General features: G+C 65.1%; 29 protein-coding genes and 1 tRNA gene. 15 read left to right on the top strand and 15 right to left on the bottom strand.

The annotated features are described in order from the left end of the window. Nucleotides 1-291: 291 nt before the first annotated feature. From AC3A4Z_RS16850 to AC3A4Z_RS16870, 5 genes are all read left to right on the top strand, one after another. A complete protein-coding gene (locus AC3A4Z_RS16850) occupies nucleotides 292-2,592 on the top strand; it encodes a carbon starvation CstA family protein (protein ID WP_498712799.1) in 2,301 nt (766 codons plus the stop codon). Next, nucleotides 2,592-2,795: a YbdD/YjiX family protein gene (locus tag AC3A4Z_RS16855; protein WP_498712800.1), complete on the top strand. Its 204-nt coding sequence runs from the start codon at nucleotides 2,592-2,594 to the stop codon at nucleotides 2,793-2,795. The genes AC3A4Z_RS16850 and AC3A4Z_RS16855 overlap by 1 nt, the downstream gene beginning before the upstream one ends. 78 nt (nucleotides 2,796-2,873) lie before the next feature. Then, the gene (locus tag AC3A4Z_RS16860) at nucleotides 2,874-3,503 is read left to right on the top strand and encodes a bacterial proteasome activator family protein (RefSeq protein ID WP_498712801.1); all 630 of its coding nucleotides are present in this window, start codon (nucleotides 2,874-2,876) and stop codon (nucleotides 3,501-3,503) included. A 5-nt stretch (nucleotides 3,504-3,508) separates the two neighbouring features. After that, complete coding sequence (locus AC3A4Z_RS16865) at nucleotides 3,509-3,985, top strand: hypothetical protein (protein ID WP_498712802.1); 477 nt, start codon at nucleotides 3,509-3,511, stop codon at nucleotides 3,983-3,985. 63 nt (nucleotides 3,986-4,048) lie between these two features. Beyond that, on the top strand, nucleotides 4,049-4,894 hold the full coding sequence (locus AC3A4Z_RS16870; protein WP_493972280.1) for an aldo/keto reductase: 846 nt from the start codon (nucleotides 4,049-4,051) through the stop codon (nucleotides 4,892-4,894). Between the two features lie 111 nt (nucleotides 4,895-5,005). Here the strand turns inward: AC3A4Z_RS16870 and AC3A4Z_RS16875 are convergent, their stop codons facing one another. The 4 genes from AC3A4Z_RS16875 to AC3A4Z_RS16890 all read right to left on the bottom strand — a co-directional run bounded on the left by AC3A4Z_RS16875 (nucleotide 5,006) and on the right by AC3A4Z_RS16890 (nucleotide 7,294). After that, nucleotides 5,006-5,191 (bottom strand): hypothetical protein, encoded by a 186-nt coding sequence (locus tag AC3A4Z_RS16875; RefSeq protein WP_493972281.1) that lies wholly within the window; start codon nucleotides 5,189-5,191, stop codon nucleotides 5,006-5,008. Nucleotides 5,192-5,229: 38 nt separating this feature from the next. Then, complete coding sequence (locus AC3A4Z_RS16880) at nucleotides 5,230-6,210, bottom strand: hypothetical protein (protein ID WP_498712803.1); 981 nt, start codon at nucleotides 6,208-6,210, stop codon at nucleotides 5,230-5,232. Nucleotides 6,211-6,292: 82 nt separating this feature from the next. Beyond that, nucleotides 6,293-6,994: a DNA alkylation repair protein gene (locus tag AC3A4Z_RS16885; protein WP_498712804.1), complete on the bottom strand. Its 702-nt coding sequence runs from the start codon at nucleotides 6,992-6,994 to the stop codon at nucleotides 6,293-6,295. A gap of 96 nt (nucleotides 6,995-7,090) precedes the next feature. Then, nucleotides 7,091-7,294 (bottom strand): hypothetical protein, encoded by a 204-nt coding sequence (locus AC3A4Z_RS16890; protein ID WP_493972284.1) that lies wholly within the window; start codon nucleotides 7,292-7,294, stop codon nucleotides 7,091-7,093. Nucleotides 7,295-8,078: 784 nt separating this feature from the next. Between AC3A4Z_RS16890 and AC3A4Z_RS16895 the strand changes: the two genes are divergently transcribed. Then, nucleotides 8,079-8,807: a PspA/IM30 family protein gene (locus AC3A4Z_RS16895; protein WP_498712805.1), complete on the top strand. Its 729-nt coding sequence runs from the start codon at nucleotides 8,079-8,081 to the stop codon at nucleotides 8,805-8,807. A 201-nt stretch (nucleotides 8,808-9,008) separates the two neighbouring features. On the opposite strand, the gene AC3A4Z_RS16900 is transcribed toward AC3A4Z_RS16895, so the two are convergent. Continuing rightward, entirely contained in the window at nucleotides 9,009-9,458 is a 450-nt protein-coding gene (locus AC3A4Z_RS16900) for a peptidase inhibitor family I36 protein (RefSeq protein WP_498712806.1), read from the bottom strand. A 375-nt stretch (nucleotides 9,459-9,833) separates the two neighbouring features. Here AC3A4Z_RS16900 and AC3A4Z_RS16905 point away from each other — a divergent pair, with 375 nt between their 5' ends. The 4 genes from AC3A4Z_RS16905 to AC3A4Z_RS16920 are packed head-to-tail and all read left to right on the top strand — an operon-like array spanning nucleotide 9,834 to nucleotide 11,358. Then, nucleotides 9,834-10,466 (top strand): hypothetical protein, encoded by a 633-nt coding sequence (locus AC3A4Z_RS16905; RefSeq protein WP_498712807.1) that lies wholly within the window; start codon nucleotides 9,834-9,836, stop codon nucleotides 10,464-10,466. Then, nucleotides 10,466-10,693: a helix-turn-helix domain-containing protein gene (locus AC3A4Z_RS16910; protein WP_493972288.1), complete on the top strand. Its 228-nt coding sequence runs from the start codon at nucleotides 10,466-10,468 to the stop codon at nucleotides 10,691-10,693. Before AC3A4Z_RS16905 ends, AC3A4Z_RS16910 begins: the two co-directional genes overlap by 1 nt. A 55-nt stretch (nucleotides 10,694-10,748) precedes the next feature. Beyond that, nucleotides 10,749-11,201, top strand: coding sequence for a hypothetical protein (locus tag AC3A4Z_RS16915; protein WP_498712808.1), 453 nt, complete (start codon nucleotides 10,749-10,751; stop codon nucleotides 11,199-11,201). A 1-nt stretch (nucleotide 11,202) separates the two neighbouring features. After that, entirely contained in the window at nucleotides 11,203-11,358 is a 156-nt protein-coding gene (locus AC3A4Z_RS16920) for a DUF4259 domain-containing protein (protein WP_498712833.1), read from the top strand. 22 nt (nucleotides 11,359-11,380) lie between these two features. Here AC3A4Z_RS16920 and AC3A4Z_RS16925 read toward each other — a convergent pair whose 3' ends face one another. The 8 genes from AC3A4Z_RS16925 to tmk all read right to left on the bottom strand — a co-directional run bounded on the left by AC3A4Z_RS16925 (nucleotide 11,381) and on the right by tmk (nucleotide 16,625). After that, a complete protein-coding gene (locus AC3A4Z_RS16925) occupies nucleotides 11,381-11,551 on the bottom strand; it encodes a hypothetical protein (protein ID WP_498712809.1) in 171 nt (56 codons plus the stop codon). Between the two features lie 61 nt (nucleotides 11,552-11,612). Further along, nucleotides 11,613-11,783 (bottom strand): hypothetical protein, encoded by a 171-nt coding sequence (locus AC3A4Z_RS16930; RefSeq protein ID WP_498712810.1) that lies wholly within the window; start codon nucleotides 11,781-11,783, stop codon nucleotides 11,613-11,615. 106 nt (nucleotides 11,784-11,889) lie between these two features. Next, nucleotides 11,890-12,213: a hypothetical protein gene (locus tag AC3A4Z_RS16935; protein ID WP_498712811.1), complete on the bottom strand. Its 324-nt coding sequence runs from the start codon at nucleotides 12,211-12,213 to the stop codon at nucleotides 11,890-11,892. A gap of 207 nt (nucleotides 12,214-12,420) precedes the next feature. Then, nucleotides 12,421-12,813 (bottom strand): nuclear transport factor 2 family protein, encoded by a 393-nt coding sequence (locus AC3A4Z_RS16940; protein WP_498712812.1) that lies wholly within the window; start codon nucleotides 12,811-12,813, stop codon nucleotides 12,421-12,423. A 253-nt stretch (nucleotides 12,814-13,066) separates the two neighbouring features. Next, nucleotides 13,067-13,139 (bottom strand) — tRNA-Thr (locus AC3A4Z_RS16945). A gap of 104 nt (nucleotides 13,140-13,243) precedes the next feature. After that, a complete protein-coding gene (locus tag AC3A4Z_RS16950) occupies nucleotides 13,244-14,809 on the bottom strand; it encodes an alpha/beta hydrolase (RefSeq protein ID WP_498712813.1) in 1,566 nt (521 codons plus the stop codon). Between the two features lie 20 nt (nucleotides 14,810-14,829). Next, nucleotides 14,830-15,972, bottom strand: a complete 1,143-nt coding sequence (locus AC3A4Z_RS16955) for a DNA polymerase III subunit delta' (protein WP_498712814.1) — start codon at nucleotides 15,970-15,972, stop codon at nucleotides 14,830-14,832. Further along, on the bottom strand, nucleotides 15,969-16,625 hold the full coding sequence (gene tmk, locus AC3A4Z_RS16960; RefSeq protein WP_498712815.1) for a dTMP kinase: 657 nt from the start codon (nucleotides 16,623-16,625) through the stop codon (nucleotides 15,969-15,971). Before tmk ends, AC3A4Z_RS16955 begins: the two co-directional genes overlap by 4 nt. 110 nt (nucleotides 16,626-16,735) lie before the next feature. Here tmk and AC3A4Z_RS16965 point away from each other — a divergent pair, with 110 nt between their 5' ends. Then, nucleotides 16,736-17,926, top strand: a complete 1,191-nt coding sequence (locus AC3A4Z_RS16965) for a trans-sulfuration enzyme family protein (protein ID WP_498712816.1) — start codon at nucleotides 16,736-16,738, stop codon at nucleotides 17,924-17,926. A 9-nt stretch (nucleotides 17,927-17,935) separates the two neighbouring features. Further along, on the top strand, nucleotides 17,936-18,289 hold the full coding sequence (locus AC3A4Z_RS16970) for a DUF2516 family protein (RefSeq protein WP_493972294.1): 354 nt from the start codon (nucleotides 17,936-17,938) through the stop codon (nucleotides 18,287-18,289). A 91-nt stretch (nucleotides 18,290-18,380) separates the two neighbouring features. Here the strand turns inward: AC3A4Z_RS16970 and AC3A4Z_RS16975 are convergent, their stop codons facing one another. After that, nucleotides 18,381-19,226, bottom strand: coding sequence for a class I SAM-dependent methyltransferase (locus AC3A4Z_RS16975; protein WP_498712817.1), 846 nt, complete (start codon nucleotides 19,224-19,226; stop codon nucleotides 18,381-18,383). A 115-nt stretch (nucleotides 19,227-19,341) separates the two neighbouring features. Between AC3A4Z_RS16975 and AC3A4Z_RS16980 the strand changes: the two genes are divergently transcribed. Continuing rightward, the gene (locus AC3A4Z_RS16980) at nucleotides 19,342-20,088 is read left to right on the top strand and encodes a phosphoglyceromutase (protein WP_285314410.1); all 747 of its coding nucleotides are present in this window, start codon (nucleotides 19,342-19,344) and stop codon (nucleotides 20,086-20,088) included. A gap of 137 nt (nucleotides 20,089-20,225) precedes the next feature. On the opposite strand, the gene phoU is transcribed toward AC3A4Z_RS16980, so the two are convergent. Continuing rightward, entirely contained in the window at nucleotides 20,226-20,888 is a 663-nt protein-coding gene (gene phoU, locus AC3A4Z_RS16985) for a phosphate signaling complex protein PhoU (protein ID WP_493972296.1), read from the bottom strand. Between the two features lie 207 nt (nucleotides 20,889-21,095). Here phoU and AC3A4Z_RS16990 point away from each other — a divergent pair, with 207 nt between their 5' ends. Continuing rightward, entirely contained in the window at nucleotides 21,096-22,328 is a 1,233-nt protein-coding gene (locus AC3A4Z_RS16990; protein ID WP_498712834.1) for a sensor histidine kinase, read from the top strand. Beyond that, the gene (locus tag AC3A4Z_RS16995) at nucleotides 22,325-23,005 is read left to right on the top strand and encodes a response regulator (RefSeq protein ID WP_050056313.1); all 681 of its coding nucleotides are present in this window, start codon (nucleotides 22,325-22,327) and stop codon (nucleotides 23,003-23,005) included. Before AC3A4Z_RS16990 ends, AC3A4Z_RS16995 begins: the two co-directional genes overlap by 4 nt. Nucleotides 23,006-23,065 lie beyond the last annotated feature (60 nt).

A 23,065-nucleotide genomic window follows, 5' to 3' on the forward strand; every position in this document is an offset into this window, starting at 1 on the left:
GACGGACCGTGGGCACCTGAGACGGACTGCCACGTACCTGAACAGGGCCGTTGGATCCGGTGGGGTCTTTCTGATTGGCGCCGGCAGGCTTACCGTGGGGTAAGGAGCTGCCCTCCGGGCAGCCGTGCAAGGTATCAGCAGCGCCTCACGGCAGGCGCGGCCCGACGCTCGTCGCCGGGTCCCCGCCGTTCGGCGCATGCTGGTCCCGAGGGCGGCAAAACGTGGTCCGGTCCAAGCTTCCCGTTGGTAGGGTGCCTGTCAGCAGATGAGGACGAATCTCAAGGAGGAGACATGGCCGGAACACCGGATCATCGACGGAGCGCAGCCCCGGGGGAAGGTGCTGTCGCCACTGACACCTCGCTCCCGCCGTCGGCAGTGGACCAGAACATCCGCGAAGCGGAAGAGAAGAAGTGGACGCCAGGAAAAATAGCCCTCTGGGCAGCGATTGCCTTGCTGGGCGGTGTGGCCTGGTTCATGCTCGCGATCATCCGCGGCGAAACCGTCAATGCCATCTGGTTCGTCTTCGCTTCGGTGTGTACGTACCTCATCGGCTACCGCTTTTACTCCAAGGTCATCGAGCGCTACATCACCAAGCCCGATGACCGCCGCGCCACCCCCGCTGAGTACAAGGCGGACGGCAAGGACTACGTGCGAACCGACCGGAACGTCCTGTTCGGCCACCACTTCGCAGCCATCGCCGGCGCGGGTCCACTCGTAGGCCCGGTGCTGGCCGCGCAGATGGGCTATCTGCCCGGCACTATCTGGATCATCATCGGCGTCGTCCTTGCGGGCGCCGTGCAGGACTACCTGGTGATGTTCTTCTCGATGCGGCGCGGCGGGCGATCGCTGGGACAGATGGCGCGCGAGGAACTCGGCGTCATCGGCGGCACGGCGGCCCTCATCGCCACCTTGCTCATCATGGTTATCATCGTGGCCATCCTCGCCCTGGTGGTGGTCAACGCCTTGGCCGAAAGCCCCTGGGGCGTATTCTCCGTGAGCATGACCATCCCGATCGCCCTGTTTATGGGCATCTACCTCCGCTACCTGCGGCCCGGCAAGGTCATGGAAGTCTCACTGATCGGCTTTGTCCTGCTGATGGCGGCCATCATCGGCGGCGGCATGGTGGCCGAAACCCCCTGGGGTGCCGATATCTTCACCCTGGACAGGGTAACCATCGCCTGGGGACTGATCATCTATGGTTTCATCGCCGCGATCCTGCCGGTCTGGTTGCTCCTGGCGCCCCGGGACTACCTGTCCACATTTATGAAGATCGGCGTGATCGTGATGCTCGCGCTGGCCATCATTGTGGTCAGGCCGGAAATCTCGGTACCCGCCTTCAGCGAATTCGCCAGCAGGGAGAACGGTCCGGTCTTCCCCGGCGCACTGTTCCCCTTCCTGTTCGTCACCATCGCCTGCGGCGCACTGTCCGGCTTCCACGCCCTGATCTCCTCGGGCACCACACCCAAGCTGGTGGAAAAGGAACGGCAGACCCGCTACATCGGCTACGGCGGCATGCTGATGGAATCCTTCGTGGCCATCATGGCCCTCGTGGCCGCCATCTCCATCGACCGCGGCCTCTACTTCGCTATGAACTCCCCGGCCGCGCTGACCGGCGGCACCGTGGAAACTGCGGCCACCTGGGTCAACGGCCTGGGCCTGGCCGGGGTCAACGTCAGCCCGGACCTGCTGTCAGAGGCGGCACGCAACGTGGGTGAGGAGAGCATCGTCTCCCGCACCGGCGGTGCCCCCACCCTGGCCGTGGGCCTTGCCCATATCATGCAGCAGTTCATCGGCGGCACGGCCATGATGGCCTTCTGGTACCACTTCGCCATCATGTTTGAGGCCCTGTTTATCCTTACTGCCGTCGACGCCGGCACGCGCGTTGCCCGCTTCATGCTGCAGGACTCGATCGGAAACTTCGCCCCCAAGTTCAAGGAGCACTCGTGGCGGCCCGGTGCCTGGCTGTGCACCGCCATCATGGTGGCGGCCTGGGGCGCCGTGCTGTTGATGGGTGTCACCGACCCGTTGGGCGGCATCAACACGCTGTTCCCGCTGTTCGGCATCGCCAACCAGCTGCTCGCGGCGATTGCCCTGTCCGTTTGCCTGGCAATCGTCGCCAAGCGCGGAACCTTCAAGTACCTGTGGATGGTGGCGCTGCCGCTGGCCTTCGCGGCGGTGGTCACCATCACGGCCAGCTACCAGAAGATCTTCTCGCCCACCCCCGCAGTGGGGTACTTCGCCAACAATGCCGCCTTCAGCAAGGCGCTTGCTGACGGGAAGACCGAGTTTGGCACCGCGAAGTCCGTGGTTGCGATGGAAGCCGTGGTGCGCAACACCGCCATCCAGGGCTGGCTCTCCGTGATCTTTGTGGTGCTCAGCATCATTGTGATCGCGACGGCGGTGCTGGCCACGGTTAACGCCTTCCGCAGCCGCACGCACGGGACAGCCGTGAAGGACAACGAGGACCCCGCCAAGCCGTCCCGCGTGTTTGCGCCGGCAGGGCTGATCCCCACGCCCGCCGAGCGGGAGCTGATGGCTGAGTGGGACAAGGTCCCGGCCGAGCTGAGGTTCGAGCGGGCAGGACACCACTGATGAGCGCCGGACTCGCAGCCGTCGGCAAGGGCTTCCGCGGGTTTGCCCGCTACTTGGGAGGTGTCCTGGGTGCCGATGCCTACACGAAATACCTGGAGCACCACCGGGCCGCGGGCCACGGCACACCGCCCCTGAGCGAGCGGGAGTTCTGGCGGGACCGGACGGACCGCCAGGACTCGAATCCGCAGGGCCGGTGCTGCTGATTGAGCCCGTAGCGGACACCGCGTCAGAGGGGTTCATCGAGTGGACCTCGGGCGGATCGCTCGTGAGAGTATGAACGCATGAGCGATCCGAACGACACTCAGGCAGCTGAGGACCTCCCCGTAGAGGGCACCACCATCGATGACAGCCAGCCGGCACCGGCACCGGCTGTGACGGCAGACGGCGGCAAACCCAAAGGCAGCAACCTGCAGGACCTGGTGGATGAACCGGCCAAGGTGATGCGGATCGGCACCATGATCAGGCAGCTCCTGGAGGAAGTGAAGTCTGCCCCGCTGGACGATGCTGCGCGGGGACGGCTGGCCGAAATCCACGAGCGCTCCATCAAGGAGCTGGAAGACGGGCTGGCGCCTGAACTGGTGGAGGAACTCGGCAGGATCAGCCTGCCGTTCTCCGATGACGCCACCCCTTCCGATGCTGAACTGCGCATCGCCCAGGCCCAGCTGGTGGGCTGGCTGGAGGGGCTGTTCCATGGCATCCAGACCGCCATCGCCGCGCAGCACGCCGCCCGCGAGCACGCGGCCGCCCAGATGCAGCTCCGCCAGCTGCCGCCCGGCACGGTGATCGCTCCCGGCGTGGTGATCGGGGAAAACGGTGAGCCGCAGCGCGCCCCCGCCGGTCCCCGTCCGGCCGCTCCGGGGCGCCCCGGCCAGCCGAACGACCCGGACCACGGTCCCGGACAGTACCTCTAGGTTCGTTGGGCTTTTTCAGCGCCGCCAGGCAGGGGCGCAAGGATGACGTGGAATTGGGGAAGGGGTTGTGGCGCCGCGCCCACGACCGCTTCCACCGTGGGCTGGACCGCTTCCACCAGGTTCTGGAAGGTGTGGAGGACGACGAGCTCTATGGCGAACTGGTGGAGATCGCCAATGAACTCGCCGCGCTGTTGGAACGGGTCAGGGCTGTGTGCATGGAAGCGCAGCGGCGCTCGCCCAGCGAAGGACTGGATATTCCGGTCCGGCTCGCCAACGTGCACCGTGCGTTATCCAAGGCCGGTAATTCCCTGGCCACTACGTCAGAGGCGGCTGCCATGCTTCGGCTCGCCGTTGGTCCCATCCCGGTGGGCGCCGCCTCCGTATGCCGGCGTGCCGAGGCGGTATTCCAGCAGGTGGCCGACGCCGAGAGGCACCTTGCCGAGGAAGGCTCAGGTTCCCCCCGGGAAGATATTCCCGGTTAAGCGTGTGGCTTACTCGGGCCAGTTTCCCCTGGCGGGGCCGGTTTGGTTTGGCAGGATAAATGAATGACTCTTTCACCCACACTGACTTTCAACGACGGTAACCAGATTCCCCAGCTCGGCTATGGCGTATGGCAGGTTGAGGACGGAGTGGCGGAAAAGGTTGTCCGCCAGGCCTTCGAAGCGGGCTTCCGCCACATCGATACTGCCAAGATCTACGGCAACGAGGCCGGCGTTGGCCGGGCCATCGCCAGCTCCGGCCTGTCACCGGAACAAATCTTTATCACCACCAAGCTCTGGAACGCTGACCAGGGCTACGAATCCACCCTCGCTGCGTTCGAGGAGTCCATGGACCGGCTGGGCCTCGAGACCCTGGACCTGTACCTGATCCACTGGATGCAGCCCAAGCAGGACAAGTACGTGGACACCTGGAAGGCGCTGATCGAGCTCCAGAAGCGGGGCCGGGTCAAGTCCATCGGTGTTTCAAACTTCACCGTTGAGGGCCTGCAGCGGCTGATCGACGAAACCGGTGTGGTTCCGGCCATCCACCAGATTGAACTGCACCCGTACTTCAGCCAGCGCGAGCTGCGCGAATTCGGCGCCTCAAAAGGGATCCTGACCCAGGCCTGGTCCCCGCTCGGCCAGGGCGGCGAACTCCTGGAGGACGCAACGGTGGCCGCCATCGCTGCCAAGCACGGAGCCACGCCTGCCCAGGTTGTTATCGCCTGGCACCTTGCCATCGGCAACGTGGTGATTCCGAAGTCCGTCACCGAGTCCCGTATCCGCGAAAACTACGCGGCGCTGGAGGTCTCGCTGTCTGCAGACGACGTAGAGGCGATCAACGGACTGGACCGCACCGCCAAGGGTGAAGGCCGGATCGGGCCGGACCCGGCAGTTTCCGACTTCGCCTAATACCAGCGGAACCTGCAACCCGCGCTGCCAGGGATCTTTGCCCCGGCAGCGCGGGTTGCTTGCGTTAACCGGCTGCCAGGAACCCAGGGCTTCCCTGGGCGCTGCCGCAGATTAGGCGGCGATGCGGACCTGCTGGACCGGGACAGCGTCCACAACCGCCCAGCTGTCCTCGCCGTGGCAGTACCGGCTGGCGAATCGTTCTGCCTCTGCCAGGGTGTCAAAGACTTCAGCCCGGGCACGGCCGCAGTCGGCGTCGAAGTAGGTGACGTGAAATTCCTGTACAAGTTGGTTTTCCATAAATCCAGTGTGCAACCGGGGTCTGACATTCCTTGGAATCAGGACGGCGTGTCCGTGCTGCCCAGCCGGAGGACCCGCTCCTGGGCCAGCATGGCTGTCCGCTCCGCCTTGTCGGCAGCCCGCACCGCCTGCTTTGCCTCGGCGGCAGTGGCGGCGAGGCTTCTGCGCAACTGCTCCAGCCGGTCCTCGGCCGCCTTGAGGCGTGCCCGGAGTTCGGCTGTTTCCTGGAGGAGCCCTGCCATTTCGGTGCGTGCCTCGTCGGCCTGCTCCTGCAGGTCCCGGGCCAGCTGCGCCGTCTCTGCCTGCGCGGCCTCCGCTTCGGCCAGGGCGGCTTTTGCTTTCTCCAGCGCGGGCGGTGACTTTGGCCGCGGTGTTTGCCGGACTGCCTCAAGCCGCGGCTTGTCCGGCTTCGGGCGGGAGCTGCCCGCCGCCGCCGTACTCTCCTTCCGCGGCCTGTCCTGTACCGTCACAGCCGGAGCGGGAGCTGTCCGGGGCGGTGCCGGAAGGGCGGCAGGGACGGCCACCAGGCCGTCGAGGTCCACCGCGTTCACGCCGTCCGCCGAGAGTGTCTTGAGCAGGCGGCCGCTTTGGACCGCGGCCGCGGCCCCCTCATCGGCGGTCAGGGCACGCAGGGTCTCCTCGACGTCGGTGGCCATAGCGTCGCTGATGGACCGGCCCTGTTCCTGCGCTACAGAGCGGGCGGTGTCGACGGCGGAGGCCAGCACAGTGCGCCGCTCACGTCCCAGCTCACGCAGTGCAGTGGCATCCAGCGAGGCTTGTGCCTCACGCATCCGGCCGCCGAGCTCGGTCAGCCCGGCGAGGACGTCCGGTTGGTGGAGGGCCAGCATGTTCACAGCCCAGGCGGCAGCGGACGGCTTGGGGAGCCCGCGCACAGCCGCCCCGAGCTCCTTGTCCGATCCGGAGGCTTCCTTCGCGGCGGCTGCACGGGCGGCGATGAAGTCGTCGAGGGGCTTGGCGTAGAGCTCGTTGGCGATCTCTGCCAGGGCCTGGTCATCCATGCAGGCCATCTTAGGGGCCCGCATTACCGGGTGGTGGGATGACCAAGTAGGCCGCGACTGGGCCTTGTTCGGGGCCGCTTTCCTAGGTGGCCTGCTGCCGCCGCACCATTTCGGCAATCCAGGCGGGTGCAAAGGGAGACGTGCAGCCCGGGGGAGTGGGGTAGTCCTTCAGCACCTCAAGGCGTTCGCCGATGCTGACCGCCCTGCTGCGGTGCTCGGCGTGCCGGATACCGATGGTGGCCAGGCAGGTGTTCATCGCCCACTGCAGCCGTTCCGGCGCGTCCTTCATGTCGGCTTCGACGACGTCCAGCAGTCCCGGGAGGTCGAGGCCTTCGGGCTGCTTCGCCACGCGCTCGCTGGTCAGCGCCCAACCTCCGCTGGCAACGACCGGATCGGGGTCAGCCAACCACGCGGTGCGGAGTTCTTCTGCGTGCGGGGTTTTCTTCACCACGTAGTTCACCAGCCAGTCGTTCACCTTGGGTGTGCGGGCCTCGCGCATCATGCCGTCCAGCTCGTCCCGCCCGAACGACTTGGGCCGGCAGACCAGGAGCGCCAGCAGCCGCGCGGCCGTATCGCCGGTCGCCCAGAGCGCAGCGGAGAGTTCGTGTTGCGTCTTGAGCCGCTTCGCCACGGCGCGGAGCTTGCCCAGGTTCACGCCGTGATCGTCGCCGTGCTTTTCGTTCACCTCGCGTGCACGTGGGTCTTCAAGGTCAGCGAGCTCAGCCATCACCTCGGCCACATCCGTTCCGGCCAACCCTGTTTTCTCCAATGCCGCCCCGGCCATGTCTGGCTCCTCTCCGTCGCCTGTTCAGCCTACGTCGGGAATCCGGTATGCTGCATGCCACACTCCGGCGGGCGCATCATGCTGATCGCAATGCTGTTACAGCCGGCGCACCAGCCAGCTAGCCAGCCACCGGGCGTCGTGGCCGCCGTCGTTCTCCCACTCCACCAGCACATGCGTCACGGTGTAGGCAACGGCCTGCCCCAAGGTGGAACCGACCTTGACGGGAGCCGGCCGGAGCATCAGGACGGGCCTGCCCGGCGCTTGCCGGAGGGCGTCCTCACGTGCGGCTGGCTGTGCCATGCGGGCCGGCAGCTGCCGGGGAGGCGGATCCAAAAGCTCTCGCCGATCGGCTGGATCTGGGGATAGCGGCATCGGAAGTCCTGGGGGATCGGTACTGTGCGCCAGTACCGTCTTCATCGGCTGGGCCAGGTTCACCGGGCAAAACCCGGAGTGCGGCAACGCCCGGGTGGGCTCCGCCGTATCAACAAGATTAGGAGTGCTGCCCACGCTATTCATGCGTAGGAAGTACTCGACTCTTGCGGGGGTGCATTACTTGTCGTGCCGGATCTGGCTGCCGTCGTTGCGTTCCCACATCCCTCAGCCGCGGACCTTCCTGAGTCTTAGCCTGTGCCGGTGTGTCGGGATCTTGCCCGTTACAGCGCCAACGTCGTGCCAGAGCCTGTAGGAGAGGTTGCTGGCGGGTCCGGCTGCTGGTGGAGCGGAAGCTACCAGCGATGACCCCCGCCGGCGGCGGCGCAACCGCAAGAGCACGAATACCGTCAAACCGATCCAGGCGGTAGCAACACAGAAAATCAGGATCAACGCTGCGGTCGTGCTCATGGCTAAGTGTAGGTGTGCGACGACGCCGGCACTCCTCCCTTTGGCCAAGGGTTACGGACCCGTAATTGCGGCGATACCGCCGTTACCGGTTCATGATCTTCCGCCTGCTTGTAACGCTCCGGACGCGGTGCAGGACACCCCCATCCTTAGCTCACCAAAGGGGCAGATCTGTTTTCATTGAGTCGCTGGTGCGCGCCGGCAGCGGGATAGGGGATGCGAATTCCACCCTCGATAGAATGACCCCGTGAAGCAGAGTATTTTCGCCCGCGTCGCCCAGCTGGCAAAGGCCAACCTGAACGCCCTCCTGGACTCCGCGGAAGACCCGCAGAAGATGTTGAACCAGATGGTCCGGGACTACTCGGACAACATCCGTGAAGCAGAGTCCGCCGTCGCGCAGACCATCGGCAACCTGCGGATGGCCGAGGACGACCACGCCCGCGCCGTGAACGACGCCAATACCTGGGGCAGCAAGGCCATCGCCGCCTCCCGCAAGGCCGATGAGTTCCGGGCCGCCGGGAACAGTGTGGACGCCGACAAGTTCGACGCCCTCGCAAGGCTCGCGCTTCAGCGGCAGATGACCGCCGAATCCACCGCGAAGGCCCAGGAACCGGACCTGGCCGCGCAGAACCAGGTCGTCGACAAGCTCAAGCAGGGCCTGGACCAGATGAAGGGCAAGCTGCACGAATTGACTGCCAAGCGCAACGAGCTGGTCAACCGCTCCCGTGTCGCCGCAGCCCAGTCCCAGGTCCACGACGCCCTCAAGTCCCTGGACACCGGAGACCCGACCTCGGCGATCGGCCGGTACGAGGAGAACATCCGCCGCCAGGAAGCCACCGTGCGGGGCCAACAGGAACTCGCCGCCTCATCCCTGGAAGCCCAGTTCGCCTCCCTGGAAGACCTCGGCGAACAGACCGAAGTGGAAGCACGGCTCGCCGCCCTCAAGTCAATGGACCGGAAGGCAATCGACTACTAATAAGGGCGCCCGCGCGTCCCTGCCGTTCCCTAAGATGACTAACTCGCGCGTGTTTGCGACAGAGGAAGGCCGACGCCCACAAGGGTGCCGGCCTTCACTTGTTGATATGGCCAACTCTTACATGAACTGGCTGACCGCCATGCCATTTTTTTCGATATGGCGCCCGGCGGCCGCGGCGTTACCCCGGCGGGCAGTGTGGGGCTAGGCCCAGGACTGGTCCCGGTCGAGGCATGCCCCGCCGTTGTAAGCTACGTCGATTGAGCTGACCCTGTTTTTCATCTCGCCCAGGTTGAGACGTTCCCCCGGTTGGATGTACCAGGCGTAGCCGACGCAGCCGGGGCTGTCGTAGATCGTGATGTACGCGAACGTGTTGTTGATCAGGGATGCTGCGTTGTTGTTGACCTGGACGCCCCATCCGTTCCGTCCGGCGGGGCCGTCTGTGAAGAGCTCGTTGCCCATGGTGGCGTCGCTGTTGGCGTAGTCGGCCCGTGCGCCCTGGAAGTCGGAGTTGAAGTAGAAGCACACCCGTGCTGTCGGGCACGCGGTTCCTGTGCCTGATGCGCCGGCAGCGGGTGCACCCGCCAGAATTGCGCTGGCGCTCAAAGCGAAGATGGCTCCGGCAGTAGCTGTTTTGTGCATCGCGAGTTTCATGAAGTTCCCCAGTCATTTTTCACGGATTTACTATCCGGGCGTCCAAGGCAGACACCTTTCCCATTCTGAGCCCTTCCCGTGCCGAGCAGCCATGGGGATATCTGCCCAACGCCGGGTGGCTCGTTTGGGAAGTTCTTGCTGCAGCGGGTGCCATTGCCTGGATCACGCGGGCCGGCGGAAGTTAGTGGTGATTAGTGCTGCCCTGCAGCTTGGTTATCCCCCAACCCGTCTTCATGGGCCGATTCTACGGGGGACCTGCGGCCTGATGCTCAGCACAAAAAGCTGCGGTTCTTTGGGTTTCTCATTTGACTGGCAGCCGACGGACCCGTAGGTTATCGATTGTCGTTATTAACGAAAGTCGATATTGGGGGAACGATGGAACTCACACGCGGGTCAGCCGAAACCGGCCACAAGAAGGTTGTATCGAGAGCCGATGCAATCTTCCTGATGGTCGCGTCAGCCCTTGCAGCGGTGCTTACAACTGTCGCGGCTGTATCCGGTACCGTCGCACTGTTTGCCGGGCCGGCGACGTTGGTCCTGCCGGTGTCCACGGCACACCAGCGGGCCACCGGCCTGTCCTTGGAGGCCACCGGCCATTTCACGTCAGTGGAAGCAACCATTCCGGTCCTGCCGTCCGGCCCGGCTGCAAGCCTGGCCTGGGCGGGCGTCCTGAATCAGGTCGGGATTCTGGCGGTCCTGGCGCTGGTGTTCCTGCTTGCCTACCGGCTTCGGGGCAGGATCCTGTTCACTGCAAGGTCTGCCCATCTGGTGGGGGCAGCCGGAGTTGTCCTGGCCGTGACTGGGATGGCCGGACAGGTTCTCGACGGTGTAGGCCGCAGCAGGCTGGCCGAAATGATCGGCGCGAACGCCCGGGTACCGAGGGAGTCCCAGATTTTCTCGGCCGAATTCAACACCGGCCCGTTGATGCTGGGCATCGCCCTGCTCCTGGTTGCGGCGGTCTTCGAGTACGGCCGCCGGCTGCAGAAAGACACGGAGGGGCTGGTCTAATGCCGGCGGAGGAGCCGTCGAACATCCACTGCCACCTGGACGAGTTGCTGGCGGACCGCGGAATGACCCTGACCGAGCTGAGCAAGCGCGTGGGAGTCAGCCTCGTAAATCTGTCTGTCCTCAAGAACGACAGGGCGAAAGCCATCCGGTTTTCGACACTGACCGCGGTCTGTGAGGTCCTCGATTGCCAGGTTGGTGATTTGCTGTCAGTTGCGCACGCTCCGTGATGGTTCGTGTCTGCTTTCATACCCCTGGCCTGATGGTCCGCTTTAGACTCTGGCCATGAAGAAGTGGGTCAGACGGCACCCCTACCTGGTGCTTGCGTTCGGCTACGTCCTCACGTTTGTGATCATAACCGTAGGGCTGCTGTTTTCAGCCCGCGGCCTGGTCGATGCGTTCGTGAGCGCCTTCTTCAACACGCTGGTGTACTGGCTGCTGGCAATGTTCCAGATCCGGAACGTGCAAAAGACCCGGCAGCGCCTCGATGAACAGGGTCAGTTCAGGGCTTACGTCCGCTACCCAGACTCTTTGCCAGGTTCGCTCAGCGGTATCTTGAACCAAGGAAAAGCAACACCCGGCAATGGCAGCGTGCGATTCCAGGCCGCCGTCTATGACAGCCTGGAGCCTTCAGGGCGGCCGACTGAGTTAAGGGTGCACGAGATCCTTCTGCCAGGGCCACCCGTCAGGGGACCTGCCGGAGAACGTCGCCTACTGGGTTACCGCCCACGGCCGTGAGATCACCGCCGAGGACGTGGAGCTCGCGCTGGAGGCTGTTGGCCGGGTAGCGGGCGAGGAGTCCGAGCTGGCCGAGCTGTGGGACGACGCCGACGAACCCGAATGGCGCGAATCCCTTGAAGACCTCTCCGAGCGGCTGCGCGCGGCATTGCGGTAAGGCGCAGCCCTGGCCGCCGCAATCAGTTCAGTGGACTGCTCTTTGGCGGGGCGGTCCGCTTGAGCTCCGCGATCCGCAGCCGTAGGAAGACGATGACCAACACCAGGGCGTACACCGCAAGAGCGGCCAGGACGATGCTGAGTGCTGCCGACAGGATGCCGAGAAAGCTGAACGCGGGACTGAGACTAAACATTGCTACCCCCAAATAGTCGGTGCCCCTAGGCTACGCGGTCGCCAAGGGGCACTGACCATCTCTACTCTGCCCGCTCATCGGAGCTTTGGACCTCTGCACCCGGGACTTCGCGGCTGACTTCGGCTGACGGCCGGCGCCGGGCTTTGACCAGAACGATCAGCATGGTCAGGACGGTAACCATCCACGCAGTGGCGGCGAGGAACACCAGGGCAATCGCCATTAAGGGGTGCATGCCGAAAGCCTAGGACTGAAGGGCGTGGAACCCCGGACGCAACCCCGCAGCATCCGGTTTCTTTAGTTGCACACGGACGTCCGACCCTTCCTACGTGCGGGCGTTGCTACAGACCTGAGGCCCGATGTGCCATGGTCTTGACGTTTCTCGCTGCGCGGCGCGCTTCTGCCTGCTTGGTGAAGGGTCCGACGGAATGGGCCATGTAGTAGTTCACGGGCTGCACCGCCCTCCAGCCCCAGCCCCCGGCTGGGTGAGGGTAGATCTGATACTCGGCCCGCCGCGCTGCTGACTGGAATGCGGCCGCTTCGTCGCGGGCAAAGGCCAGAGAAACGTAATACCGGCCGGCCCAGGCCAGGAGTTCGTCGTTGGCTCCGTACAGCCACCACGACGGTTTCCCGTCCTGACCGAGTTCTACCCGGAACGCCACCATTTCGGCTCCATCCTCATTACGGGTGGGATTCTCCCTACCCGAGCCCGGCCGGGACTGGCCGGCACTGTGAGGCAATGATGGGGGATGGGGTGCAAAAAGGGCACACGAAAGTCTTCAAGAGTTGATCAAGAAGTTCATGCCGGGCACATCCGAGTGACACGAAAGGCGCACCCTTACTGGGGTACGCCTTTCAAGAAGCGGCGGCGGTCAGGACCAGAAGGCGGATGCCTTTTCCGTATCTTCCGCCAGTTCGAGGACTTCCGTCACCTTCCCGTCGGCAAGGGTAAATACGAGGACGGCTCGCTGGTCCAGGGATTTGCCGTCGCGCTCTGCATGGTTGGATTGGACTCCGATCACATATCTGTCACCTGCGGCCACGTCCTCCACATTGACCTTGACGGTGCCGTTGGAGCGCGAACCAAGCTCCCCGAAATAGGCGAGGATTTCGTCCCTTCCCTGCTTCACCCCGGACAGGGCACCGCTGCCGCCGACCCGCCACACAGCGTTCTCGGTGAACAGTCCCTTGAGTGTGTCCATGTCTCCGGCGCTGTATGCTTCGTAGCCGCGCCGTACCAGTGCCACATCCTCCTGTGCGCCCATTTTGGGCACCTCCGTCTTCATTGTCGGGTTCCTGCGAGGACAGATTAAGCTCGGGCAGACCGTTTGTCGATGGGTTCTTTAACGCGCCGATGGCTATGCCGATGGCTAGAATCGCAACTCTAAGAGCCAGAAGTATTTGGAAGGAAATCAAAGTGTGCCATAAGTGGGCCCGCCCCTCAGGCAGCACCACCTGCTTAACCAGCGAAAAACCCCGGAAACCCCTAAAAATGGGGGCTGTCCGGGGTTTATCCCGAGCTTCCTATCAGAATCGAACTGATGACCTTTTCATTACGAGTGAAACGCTCTACCGACTGAGCTAAGGAAGCACCGCACAAACTGTCCGGATGAACCGGGCCCTTCATGCAAGAGTCAACTGTAATAGAGTCCCCGCGCCCGGGTCAAAATGGCCGGGGCCAAAGGGCTGAGGCCTTCAGCACACCGTGTTGTCGGCTGGAACCTGACCGCTCACGAGGTAACGGTCAACAGGATCCTCGATGCAGCTGTTGGACCGGCCGTACGCCGTGTGGCCTTCGCCCTTCCAGGTCAGCAGCGAGGCGTTGCCCAGCTGCTTGCGGAGCGAAGCTGCCCACTCCACCGGCGTGGCGGGGTCACCCGTCGTGCCGATCACCACGATGGGGGCGTCACCGGTGTACTCCACAGGTGCCGGGGTGCGGAGGTTCTTGTACGGCCAGTCGGCGCAGTTGGTGCCGCCGTAGGCGAAGAAGTACCCGAAAGTGGGGGAGTCCTGCATCAGCTGCTGCTGTTCGGCCCGCATGGCTGCCGCATCGGCCTCCATGGGGTAGTCCAGGCAGTTGATGGCGTTGAACGCAAAAGTTGAGTTGGAGGTGTACGTGCCGTTGGAGGCGCGGTCGGCACCCAGGTCCGCGAGCCGCAGCATCAGGCTCACGTCCCCGGACATGGCTGCCTCTAGGGCCTGCGTGAGGGCCGGCCAGCTCTGGTCGTTGTACAGCGGGGTGATCAGGCCGCTGACGAACATGGTGGCGTTAACCACCCGGCCGTCCTTGGCGGTGCGGGGCGTCTGCTGGACAGCGTTGATGAGGTCGCGGATCTGCTGCACGCCGGAGTCGGCATTTCCGTTCAACGGGCACCCGTCCTGGTTCAGGCAGCTCTCAACATACGCCCGGATGGACTTTTCAAAGGCCCGCGCCTGTCCCCGGGTCAACTCCTCGTTGCTAATGGACGGATCCAGGGCACCGTCGAGCACCATGCGGCCCACGTTGTCCGGGAAGAGTGAAGCGTAGGTGGACCCGAGGAAGGTGCCGTAGGAGTACCCCAGGTAGTTCAGCTTCGCATCGTTGACCACCGCGCGGAGGACGTCCAGGTCCTTCGCGGAACTCACAGTATCGATGTGGGCGAGCACGGCACCTGTCTGCTCGGAGCACTTGGCGGCGATGGCCTTGTTGTCCGCCAGCACCTCCTGCAGGCCGGCATCCGTGTCCAGGTCGTAGATCTTGGCGCGGGCAGCGTCCCGTTCAGCGTCCGTCAGGCAGGTCACCGGAGCGGAGCGCTTCACGCCCCGGGGGTCGAAGCCCACGAGGTCGTACGCGTTGCGCACCGCCTGGGAGAAGTGTGTTCCTGAGGCGTCCTTGACGAAGTCGTACCCGGACGCCCCCGGGCCGCCGGGGTTGACGAGCAGGCTGCCTGTCTTGCTGCCCGTGCTGGGCGCCCGCAATGCCGACAGCTCAATGGTCTCGCCGCCGGGTTTCCCGTAGTCCAGGGGCACTTTGACCTTGGCACACTGGAAGTCGTTTTCGCACGGCTCCCACACCACTTCCTGAGAGTAGAACTCCTCCAGCCCGGCCGGAGCCGACGCCACAATCGAGGGATCAGCCTTCGCCGTGGCTGCCTCCTGGTTGCGGTCACCGCCGTTCAGGAGGCTGCAGCTGGCCAGAACCATGGCAAGGGCCATGGCCCCGGCGGCACGAACTGCAAGCGCCCAGGATGCGGGGCGTGCGGGCAGGGGGCGGGCAGTCATCGGGTCTCCTTGGAAGGGGGCTAGATCAGGCTGGCTGCCATGGACTCAATAGTCAACAGCGGGGCAACGTTGGTGGTGGTGATGCGTTCGCGGGCTTTGTTGATCGCATCCATCCGGGCAAGCGTGGTTTCTGGAGTGGAGCGGCTCGCGAACTCCTCCAATTCACCCCTCAACTCAACGTTGACGAGCTCCACAGCATTCCCGAGCTGGATAATCATCACATCCCGGTAAAAGGACAGCAGGTCTGTGAGGGTACGGTCCAGCGAGTCGGTGATGGAACGCTTGGCACGGCGCTTCTGGTCTTCTTCAAGCTGTTTCACCTGGCTCCGCATGGCCGGCGGGAGCGTACCCGATTCCGGGGCGCCAAGCGTGGCCAGCAGCGCGGCTTTCTCTGCGGCGTCGCGTTCCTCGTTGGAACTGGTGGCCTCGGCGGTGGCGATCTTCACGAGCTTCTCAGCCATCATCACTGCGGCAGTGACCCCGCGCAGTCCCAGCGGAAACCTCACCGTCTCCAGCCGGCGCTCCCGGGCTGCGGGATCCCGGGCAAGCCGCCGGGCAATACCCACATGGCTCTGCGCCGCCCGTGCCGCACGTTCGGCCAAAGCCGGCTCCACGCCGTCGCGCGTCACCAGCAGGGCAGCCACGTCAGCGGCGGGCGGCAGCCGCAAAGCCACGCTGCGGCAGCGCGAGCGGATGGTCACCAGCACATCGGCCGGGGACGGCGCGCACAGCATCCATACCGTCCGCGGGGTGGGCTCCTCGATGGCCTTGAGAAGCACGTTGGTGGTCCGCTCCGCCATCCGGTCCGCGTCTTCGACGACGATGATCCGCCAGCGGCCTGCGGAGGGGCGGTTCCCGGCGGTGGCCACCAGATCACGCGCCTCGTCGATGGTGATCGTGACTTTCTCGGTCCGGACAAACGTCACGTCCGAATGGGTTTCGCCCAGGATCGTCAGGCAGGCGTGGCACTGCCCGCAGCCGCGACGGGTGACATCCTCCTGGTCGCAGTTCAGCGCCGCCGCGAACGCCTTGGCCGCGTTCGACCGGCCCGAACCCGGCGGGCCGGTAAAGAGCCAGGCGTGCGTGAGGTTTTCGCCGCTCGCCGCCTGGCGCAGTTGTTCGACGACGGCGGCCTGGCCCTGCAGGTCGTCCCAGACAGTCATGCGCTGCCCACCTCCGCGGCGGCCAGCAGGGCATCCACGCGCCGGAGGATCTGCGCGGCCAGGTCATCAACGGGAAGATGTGCGGGGAGCACAAGATATGAACCGGCACGGCTGGCGGCGAGCTCCAGGAAAGCGTCCCGTATCCGGACATGAAATTCGTCTGCTTCGGATTCCAGCCGGTCTTCGGCGGCGTCGCCGGCGGTCCTGCGGCGGCGGCCCACTTCCGGGTCAACGTCCAGCAGCACGGTGAGGTGGGGTTCCAGCCCGGAGGTGGCCCAGGCATTGATGGAGCGCACGGCATCCTTGCCGAGGTTCCGTCCGGCGCCCTGGTAGGCGACCGATGAGTCGATATAACGGTCCGTCAGAACCACCTCGCCGCGCTCAAGGGCCGGTCGGATGACCTGGGTTGCATGCGCCGCCCTGGAGGCGGCAAAGATCAGGGCCTCAGTGTGGGCGTCGATGTGCCCCTGGCCATGGTCCAGGACCAGGGACCGCAGTTTTTCGCCAATGGGGGTTCCGCCGGGCTCCCGCGTGCGCAGGACTGTCAGTCCGCGCGATTCGAGGGCTTCCGCAAGCCGGGCCGCCTGGGTGGACTTGCCGGCGCCGTCCCCGCCCTCAAACGCGATGAAAAGACCCGCCCGTTGTTTGCTCACTGCACAAGCCTACCGATCAGCACCCTCAATCGCAGTTCGCCGCAGGGCCATGTGGGCAATGCAGGCCGCGGCTTCCAAGGCTTCCGGCAGCGAACAGTACGCTTTTCTCCATGAGCCTTTCCGAACAGCGCGCGGCGTCCCTGGCAGCTGAGACGGTAGTGGTCGCCGCCGGGCGCCCTCCGAGGGACCGGGACCAGCCGGTCAACCCGCCCATCGTCCTGTCCTCCACATACTTTGGCAGCGGGCCGCTTGCTGACGGGGACCGCGGCTACGGCCGGTACTCCAATCCCACGTGGGATCCCTTCGAGGAGGCCCTTGGACAGCTCGAAGGCTCCCAACTGCCCGGCCTCCTCTACGCGTCCGGACTGGCCGCCGTCAGTTCGGCGCTCTCCCTGATCCCGGCCGGAGGAGTGCTTGTGATGCCGACACACAGCTATTCGGGTTCCCTGGTGATGGCCGCTGAGCTTGCCCGGAAGGGGTTCATCGAACTGCGGACCGTGGATATTGCGGACACGGATGCCGTTAAGGAAGTACTCTCGCCCCACGGTCCCGCCGCCCGCCCCGCTGCCATGCTCTGGCTGGAAAGCCCCACCAACCCCATGCTGGGCATTGCCGATATCCCGGCCCTGGCTGAAGCGGCGCACGCTGCCGGCGCCATCGTGGTGACGGACAACACCTTTTCCACTCCCTTGGTCCAGCAGCCCCTGCTGCTGGGGTCCGACGTCGTCCTGCATTCGGTGACCAAGTACCTGGCCGGCCATTCCGACGTCGTCCTCGGCGCCCTGGTGACGTCCAACCCCGATATCCGCTCCGCACTGCTGCATCACCGGATCATCCACGGCGGGATCGCCGGCCCGTTCGAAGCCTGGCTGGCGCTGCGCGGCCTGCGCACGCTCGCTTTAAGGATTGAACGGTCCCAGGCCTCTGCCCAGGTGCTGGCCGGGCGGCTGGCGGCCCATCCGCTGATCGAATCCCTCCGGTTCCCCGGCCTTCCCGCCGATCCCGGACACGAACGGGCGAAGACGCAGATGAAGGGCTTCGGCTCCATCATCTGCATCCAGGTGGCACCAGTGGCAGGGCTCAGCGGAGCCGACGCCGCGGACGCCCTGGTGCGGGCGCTGGAACTATGGCTCCCGGCGACATCACTGGGCGGGGTGGAATCCCTCATCGAACGCCGACGCCGGCACACCGCCGAACCGGCCAGTGTCCCCGAAAACCTGGTCCGCCTCAGCGTCGGCATCGAAAATGTCGAGGACCTCTGGGCCGACCTGAAGCAAGCGCTGGACGCGCTGGACGGCTAGGCTGGGCTTGTGGACGGTGAATCTATTATTCGGCCTGTAGAACAGGCAATCTTCTTTGTTCTTGCCCTGGTGGCACTCGGACTTGAACTGTGGGCCGTGGTGGACTGCGCCCGCCACCGCGCAAACGCGTTCGAAGCCACCGGGAAGAGGACCAAGACTTTCTGGCTTGCCCTCACCGGCGGCGCCGCCCTCGTAGGCGTGATCTCAATGTTCGGCAGCGGCGGCGGCTTTTTCGGCACGCTGGGACTGTTCGGGCTCGCGGCCGTGGTTGCAGCATCCGTTTACCTCGCCGACGTGCGGCCGGCCGTGAAGGATGCCGGCCGCGGCGGCAGCCGCAACACCGGCCCCTACGGGCCCTGGTAATCCCCGCCGGCCCCCTGGACTCCCGCGGTTGATCTAGCCGCGCGGGGACTCCCGCGGTTGATCTAGCCGCGCGGGGACTCCCGCGGTTGATCTAGCCGCGCGGGGCCACTGCCTCCCAGTCCACCGTCAGCTCACCCAGCCGCCACCGTGCCGGCCCGTCCTGAACCGGCCACCCGGCGTCACGCAAAAGGCGGCACATGGACTGCCACCGCTGCCGGTTTCCGAATGATGCCTGCGGGGCAGATTCCAGCCACGCCCGGTCCATGGCCTGCATGAGCGCGTGCACCGGTTCGCCGGGGACATTGCGGTGGATCAGCGCCTTGGGCAGCCGCTCGGCAACATCGGAGGGCAAGGAAAAACTGCCGAACCGGACGGAGATGCTGAGTGAGAGCGGCCGCTCGGCGTCCAGCGCCACCCACGTCACGCGACGGCCGATCTCGTCGCAGGTGCCGTCGATCAACAGGCCGTTAGCGGACAGCCGGTCCTGCACCAGCCGCCAAATGCCGGGCACATCCGCTTCCTCGTACTGCCGCAGCACATTGAAGGCCCGCACCAGCACCGGCCGCCCGGGAACCGGAAGTTCGAAACCGCCCACATGGAAGCTCAGCCCGGGCCGCTGCAGCGGCAGGGCGGCACGGACCCGTTCCGGCTCGATTTCGATCCCGCGCACCTGGACGTCCGGCCGCACAACAGAGAGCCGCTCAAAAAGTTCGACGGCGGTGGCGGGGGTGGCGCCGTAGCCCAGGTCCACCACCAAAGGGTTCGCGGCGGAGCGGAGGCGCCAGGCCTGCGGACCGGTCAGCCAGCGGTCCAGCCGGCGCATGCGGTTGGGGTTGGTGGTGCCCCTCGTGACGTTGCCCACCGGCCTGCCCTGCCTCCCGGCCGGGTTCCGGCCGGTTATCTGCGGGGCGGCCACCCGTTCAGCTTTTTGCACCACCGCCCCACCATATCGCTGCGGCCCTTACAGCCTGTACCGGGTGCTTCGTGACGCTGGCGGAGCACCGGCTGTAACGCTGGGCGGGCGGCAGCGGCGCTCGGCTAGGATGAAAATCATGACTTACAAGCTGATTCTGCTGCGCCACGGCCACAGCGAATGGAACGCCAAGAACCTGTTCACCGGCTGGGTGGACGTAGACCTCAACGACCAGGGCCGCACGGAAGCAGCACGGGGCGGGGAGCTCCTGGTTGAGAACGATGTTCTCCCGGACATCCTGTACACCTCCCTGTTGAAGCGGGCCATCAACACAGCCAACATCGCCCTGGACAAGGCTGACCGCGGCTGGATCCCGGTCAAGCGCGACTGGCGCCTGAACGAACGCCACTACGGCGCACTGCAGGGCAAGGACAAGGCCCAGACCCTCGCCGAATACGGCGAAGAGCAGTTCATGGAATGGCGCCGTTCGTACGACACCCCGCCGCCGCCCCTGGACGACAACTCCGAGTTCTCCCAGGCTCACGACCCCCGCTACGCGGACCTCGGCGACGCCCTCCCGCGCACCGAATGCCTCAAGGACGTCCTGGTCCGCCTGCTGCCGTACTGGGAATCGGACATCAAGGAAGACCTGAAGGCCGGCAAGACCGTCCTGGTCACCGCCCACGGCAACTCCCTGCGCGCACTGGTCAAGCATCTGGACGGCATCAGCGACGAAGCCATCGCGGGCCTGAACATCCCCACCGGCATTCCGCTGGTCTACGACCTGGACGAGGATTTCCAACCCATCAAGCGGGGCGGCACCTACCTCGACCCCGAAGCTGCGGAAGAGGCCATCCTCGCCGTAGCCAACCAGGGCAAAAAATAAAGTAGAACGTACGACGGCGGGCTGGTCACCAAAAAGTGACCAGCCCGCCGTCGTTGGTTCCCGCAAGAGTTTTTGTCCAGATATGCAGGCCTCCGGGCCCCGGAAGTCGGCGTATCTGGACAAAAACTCCCCGGTGGTTAGCTGTGTTCCGTGGCGTTCGGCTGCCAGGCGCCGGTCACCAGGTAGGTGACCTTCTGCGCCACGGAGACGCCGTGGTCCGCGAAGCGCTCGAAATACCGGCTGGCCAGTGCAACGTCCACGGTGGTAGCGGGTGTCTCCGCCCATTCCGGCGCCGCGATTGCCTTGAAGACGCTCAGGTGCAGATCGTTGATGGCGGTGTTCGCCTTCAGGATGTCCCGGGCCACCTCAAGGTCGCGGGTCTCCAGGAGAACCGTGAGCTTGTCCGCGATCTCCTGGTCCAGGTCAGCCATGCTCTTGAACGTTGCCGTCATGGCTTCCGGAATGACGACTGAGGGGAAACGGAGGCGGGCCAGCTGGGCGATGTGCCGGGCAAGGTCGCCCATGCGCTCCAGCGAGGCGCTCATCCGCAAGGACCCCACGATCATCCGCAGGTCACTGGCAACGGGTCCCTGCAGCGCCAGGATATCGATAGCCCGTTCGTCCAGGCTGTTCTGCAGGAAGTCGATGCGGGCATCCGCAGCGATCACATCCTGGGCAAGATCCACGTCCGCCACCTGGAACGAGGTGGTGGCCTTGTCCATCGCCTCGCTGACCAGCCGGGAAATCTCCACCAGCTGGTCACCAACCTGGGTGAGCTCTTCCTGAAAAACCTTACGCACGTAGGCGTCCTTTCCTTGGAACTCCCGTCCCGCCCGCACCCGGACAGCAGGAATTCATGTCGCCGTTCGGCAGTCCAACTGGTAACTCTGCCAGTATCCGGTAAACGGTTAGGCCCTTGAAGATGAACGTTAGTTGAACCGTTGGCGCAGCGGCTCCGGACGTGCCGGTGGCCGCCTGCCAGCGCATAAGGTTGAGCTGTGGATCCTATGCTCATCGGTCTGGTTGCCGGCCTTGTCGGCCTGGCGCTTGGTACCTTCGGGGTGCTTGCCTACAGGGTCAGTGAGAAGCAGCGGCAGCTGCTGGATGTCGACGCCGATGAACTCGCCCTGCCGGCCGGGGCAGCCGAGGTGCTCGCCGTCGTCGGACGCGCCTTTGTGGTGGTGGACGCCATCGACGGCGTGGTCCGCGCCAGCCCGGCAGCGTACGCCTACGGGCTGGTCCGCGGGCACACAGTGGTCCACAAGGAACTGCTGGACATGACGGCAGGCGTCCGGCGCGACGGCGTCATCCTGGAGAAACAGCTGGAGCTGCCGCGGGGACCACTGGGGCAGGGGACCATCATCGTGCAGGTGCGCGCAGCCATGCTGGGTGAGGAATACATCCTCCTGCTGGCGGATGACCGCACGGAAATTACCCGCACCGAAGAGATCCGCAACGATTTCGTGGCCAACGTCTCCCACGAACTGAAGACCCCGGTGGGGGCCATTTCACTGCTTGCCGAAGCCCTGGATTCCTCTGCCGACGACGAAGAAGCAGTGCGCCGGTTCGCCAAGCGCATGCACAAGGAATCGGGCCGCCTCGCCGCCCTGGTGCAGGACATTATCGAACTCTCCCGGCTGCAGGGCGCCAGTGTGTCCCAGGCGGGCGGCCCCGTGGACGTCAACGCGGTGATAGCGGAGGCCGTTGACCGCTCGCAGCTTCCGGCCGAAAGCAAGAACATCAATATTGTTGTGGGCGGGCGGACCGAAGGGAAGGTCTTCGGAGACCAGGACCTCCTGGTGACCGCGTTGCGCAACCTGATCGACAACGCCATCCGCTACTCCCCGCCGAACACCAGGGTTGGAATCGGGGTCCGGTCCAGGGACGGACTGGTGTCCATCTCGGTGACGGACCAGGGCGAGGGACTCAGTGCCGAGGACCAGGAGCGTGTCTTCGAGCGTTTCTACCGCGTTGACGCCGCCCGGTCCCGGCACACCGGAGGCACCGGCCTGGGACTGAGCATCGTCAAGCACGTGGCCGCCAACCACGGCGGGGAAGTGACCCTCTGGTCCCAGCCCGGCCAGGGTTCCACCTTCACCCTCCGCCTCCCGGAGATGGAAGGCCAGGATGGCGGGGACGAGCTTCCGCTGCCGGCAGCCCATAGCCGTGAACCCCAAAAGCCGCCTGTCACCCAAGTACCACGCGCCGCAGGCGCAAAAGAACGAGGAGCCAACGCTTGAGCAGGATCTTGATTGTGGAGGACGAGGAATCGTTCAGTGACCCCTTGTCCTATTTACTGGGCAAAGAGGGATTCGAGGTTGAAGTGGTGGACAACGGCCTGGACGCCATCACCGAATTCGACCGTAACGGGGCAGACCTTGTGCTGTTGGACCTCCAGCTGCCCGGACTGTCCGGGACGGAGGTCTGCCGCCAGCTGCGCCAGCGCTCCAGCGTCCCGGTGATCATGCTGACGGCCAAGGACGCCGAAATCGACAAGGTGGTCGGCCTGGAGTTGGGCGCCGATGACTACGTCACCAAGCCCTACTCCTCGCGCGAACTGGTGGCCAGGGTGAGGGCCGTCCTGCGGCGCCAGGGCGAACCCGAGGAGCTGATCTCCTCCACGGTCCAGGCCGGCCCCGTGCGGATGGACATCGAACGCCATGTGGTCAGCGTGGGCGGCGAGCAGGTGCTGCTCCCGTTGAAGGAGTTTGAACTCCTGGAGATGCTCCTGCGCAACTCCGGCCGGGTGCTCACCCGGGGGCAGCTCATCGACCGCGTCTGGGGCTCGGACTACGTGGGGGACACCAAGACCCTCGACGTCCACGTCAAGCGGCTGCGCGGCAAGATTGAACCCGATCCCTCAGCGCCGCGGTACCTGGTGACGGTCCGCGGACTCGGCTACAAGTTCGAGCCGTAAGAGGGCTGTTGGGGACCAAAAGCGCAGTAAAAGGGAGGGGCCGGCCGGCCCCTCCCTTTT

It is taken from the genome of Arthrobacter sp. Soil_C_49, assembly GCF_057656635.1.

Excerpts from the sequence above, each read along its gene's own strand:
- AC3A4Z_RS16850 (WP_498712799.1), top strand. The coding sequence starts at position 292 with ATGGCCGGAACACCGGATCATCGACGGAGCGCAGCCCCGGGGGAAGGT.
- AC3A4Z_RS16955 (WP_498712814.1), bottom strand. The coding sequence starts at position 15,972 with ATGACTGTCTGGGACGACCTGCAGGGCCAGGCCGCCGTCGTCGAACAA.
- AC3A4Z_RS16930 (WP_498712810.1), bottom strand. The coding sequence starts at position 11,783 with ATGCACCCCTTAATGGCGATTGCCCTGGTGTTCCTCGCCGCCACTGCG.
- AC3A4Z_RS16885 (WP_498712804.1), bottom strand. The coding sequence starts at position 6,994 with ATGGCCGGGGCGGCATTGGAGAAAACAGGGTTGGCCGGAACGGATGTG.
- AC3A4Z_RS16870 (WP_493972280.1), top strand. The coding sequence starts at position 4,049 with ATGACTCTTTCACCCACACTGACTTTCAACGACGGTAACCAGATTCCC.
- AC3A4Z_RS16990 (WP_498712834.1), top strand. The coding sequence starts at position 21,096 with ATGCTCATCGGTCTGGTTGCCGGCCTTGTCGGCCTGGCGCTTGGTACC.
- AC3A4Z_RS16940 (WP_498712812.1), bottom strand. The coding sequence starts at position 12,813 with ATGGGCGCACAGGAGGATGTGGCACTGGTACGGCGCGGCTACGAAGCA.
- AC3A4Z_RS16900 (WP_498712806.1), bottom strand. The coding sequence starts at position 9,458 with ATGAAACTCGCGATGCACAAAACAGCTACTGCCGGAGCCATCTTCGCT.
- AC3A4Z_RS16875 (WP_493972281.1), bottom strand. The coding sequence starts at position 5,191 with ATGGAAAACCAACTTGTACAGGAATTTCACGTCACCTACTTCGACGCC.
- AC3A4Z_RS16880 (WP_498712803.1), bottom strand. The coding sequence starts at position 6,210 with ATGGATGACCAGGCCCTGGCAGAGATCGCCAACGAGCTCTACGCCAAG.
- AC3A4Z_RS16965 (WP_498712816.1), top strand. The coding sequence starts at position 16,736 with ATGAGCCTTTCCGAACAGCGCGCGGCGTCCCTGGCAGCTGAGACGGTA.
- AC3A4Z_RS16915 (WP_498712808.1), top strand. The coding sequence starts at position 10,749 with ATGAAGAAGTGGGTCAGACGGCACCCCTACCTGGTGCTTGCGTTCGGC.
- AC3A4Z_RS16905 (WP_498712807.1), top strand. The coding sequence starts at position 9,834 with ATGGAACTCACACGCGGGTCAGCCGAAACCGGCCACAAGAAGGTTGTA.
- AC3A4Z_RS16860 (WP_498712801.1), top strand. The coding sequence starts at position 2,874 with ATGAGCGATCCGAACGACACTCAGGCAGCTGAGGACCTCCCCGTAGAG.
- AC3A4Z_RS16980 (WP_285314410.1), top strand. The coding sequence starts at position 19,342 with ATGACTTACAAGCTGATTCTGCTGCGCCACGGCCACAGCGAATGGAAC.
- AC3A4Z_RS16910 (WP_493972288.1), top strand. The coding sequence starts at position 10,466 with ATGCCGGCGGAGGAGCCGTCGAACATCCACTGCCACCTGGACGAGTTG.
- AC3A4Z_RS16935 (WP_498712811.1), bottom strand. The coding sequence starts at position 12,213 with ATGGTGGCGTTCCGGGTAGAACTCGGTCAGGACGGGAAACCGTCGTGG.
- AC3A4Z_RS16950 (WP_498712813.1), bottom strand. The coding sequence starts at position 14,809 with ATGACTGCCCGCCCCCTGCCCGCACGCCCCGCATCCTGGGCGCTTGCA.
- AC3A4Z_RS16925 (WP_498712809.1), bottom strand. The coding sequence starts at position 11,551 with ATGTTTAGTCTCAGTCCCGCGTTCAGCTTTCTCGGCATCCTGTCGGCA.
- AC3A4Z_RS16855 (WP_498712800.1), top strand. The coding sequence starts at position 2,592 with ATGAGCGCCGGACTCGCAGCCGTCGGCAAGGGCTTCCGCGGGTTTGCC.
- AC3A4Z_RS16890 (WP_493972284.1), bottom strand. The coding sequence starts at position 7,294 with ATGGCACAGCCAGCCGCACGTGAGGACGCCCTCCGGCAAGCGCCGGGC.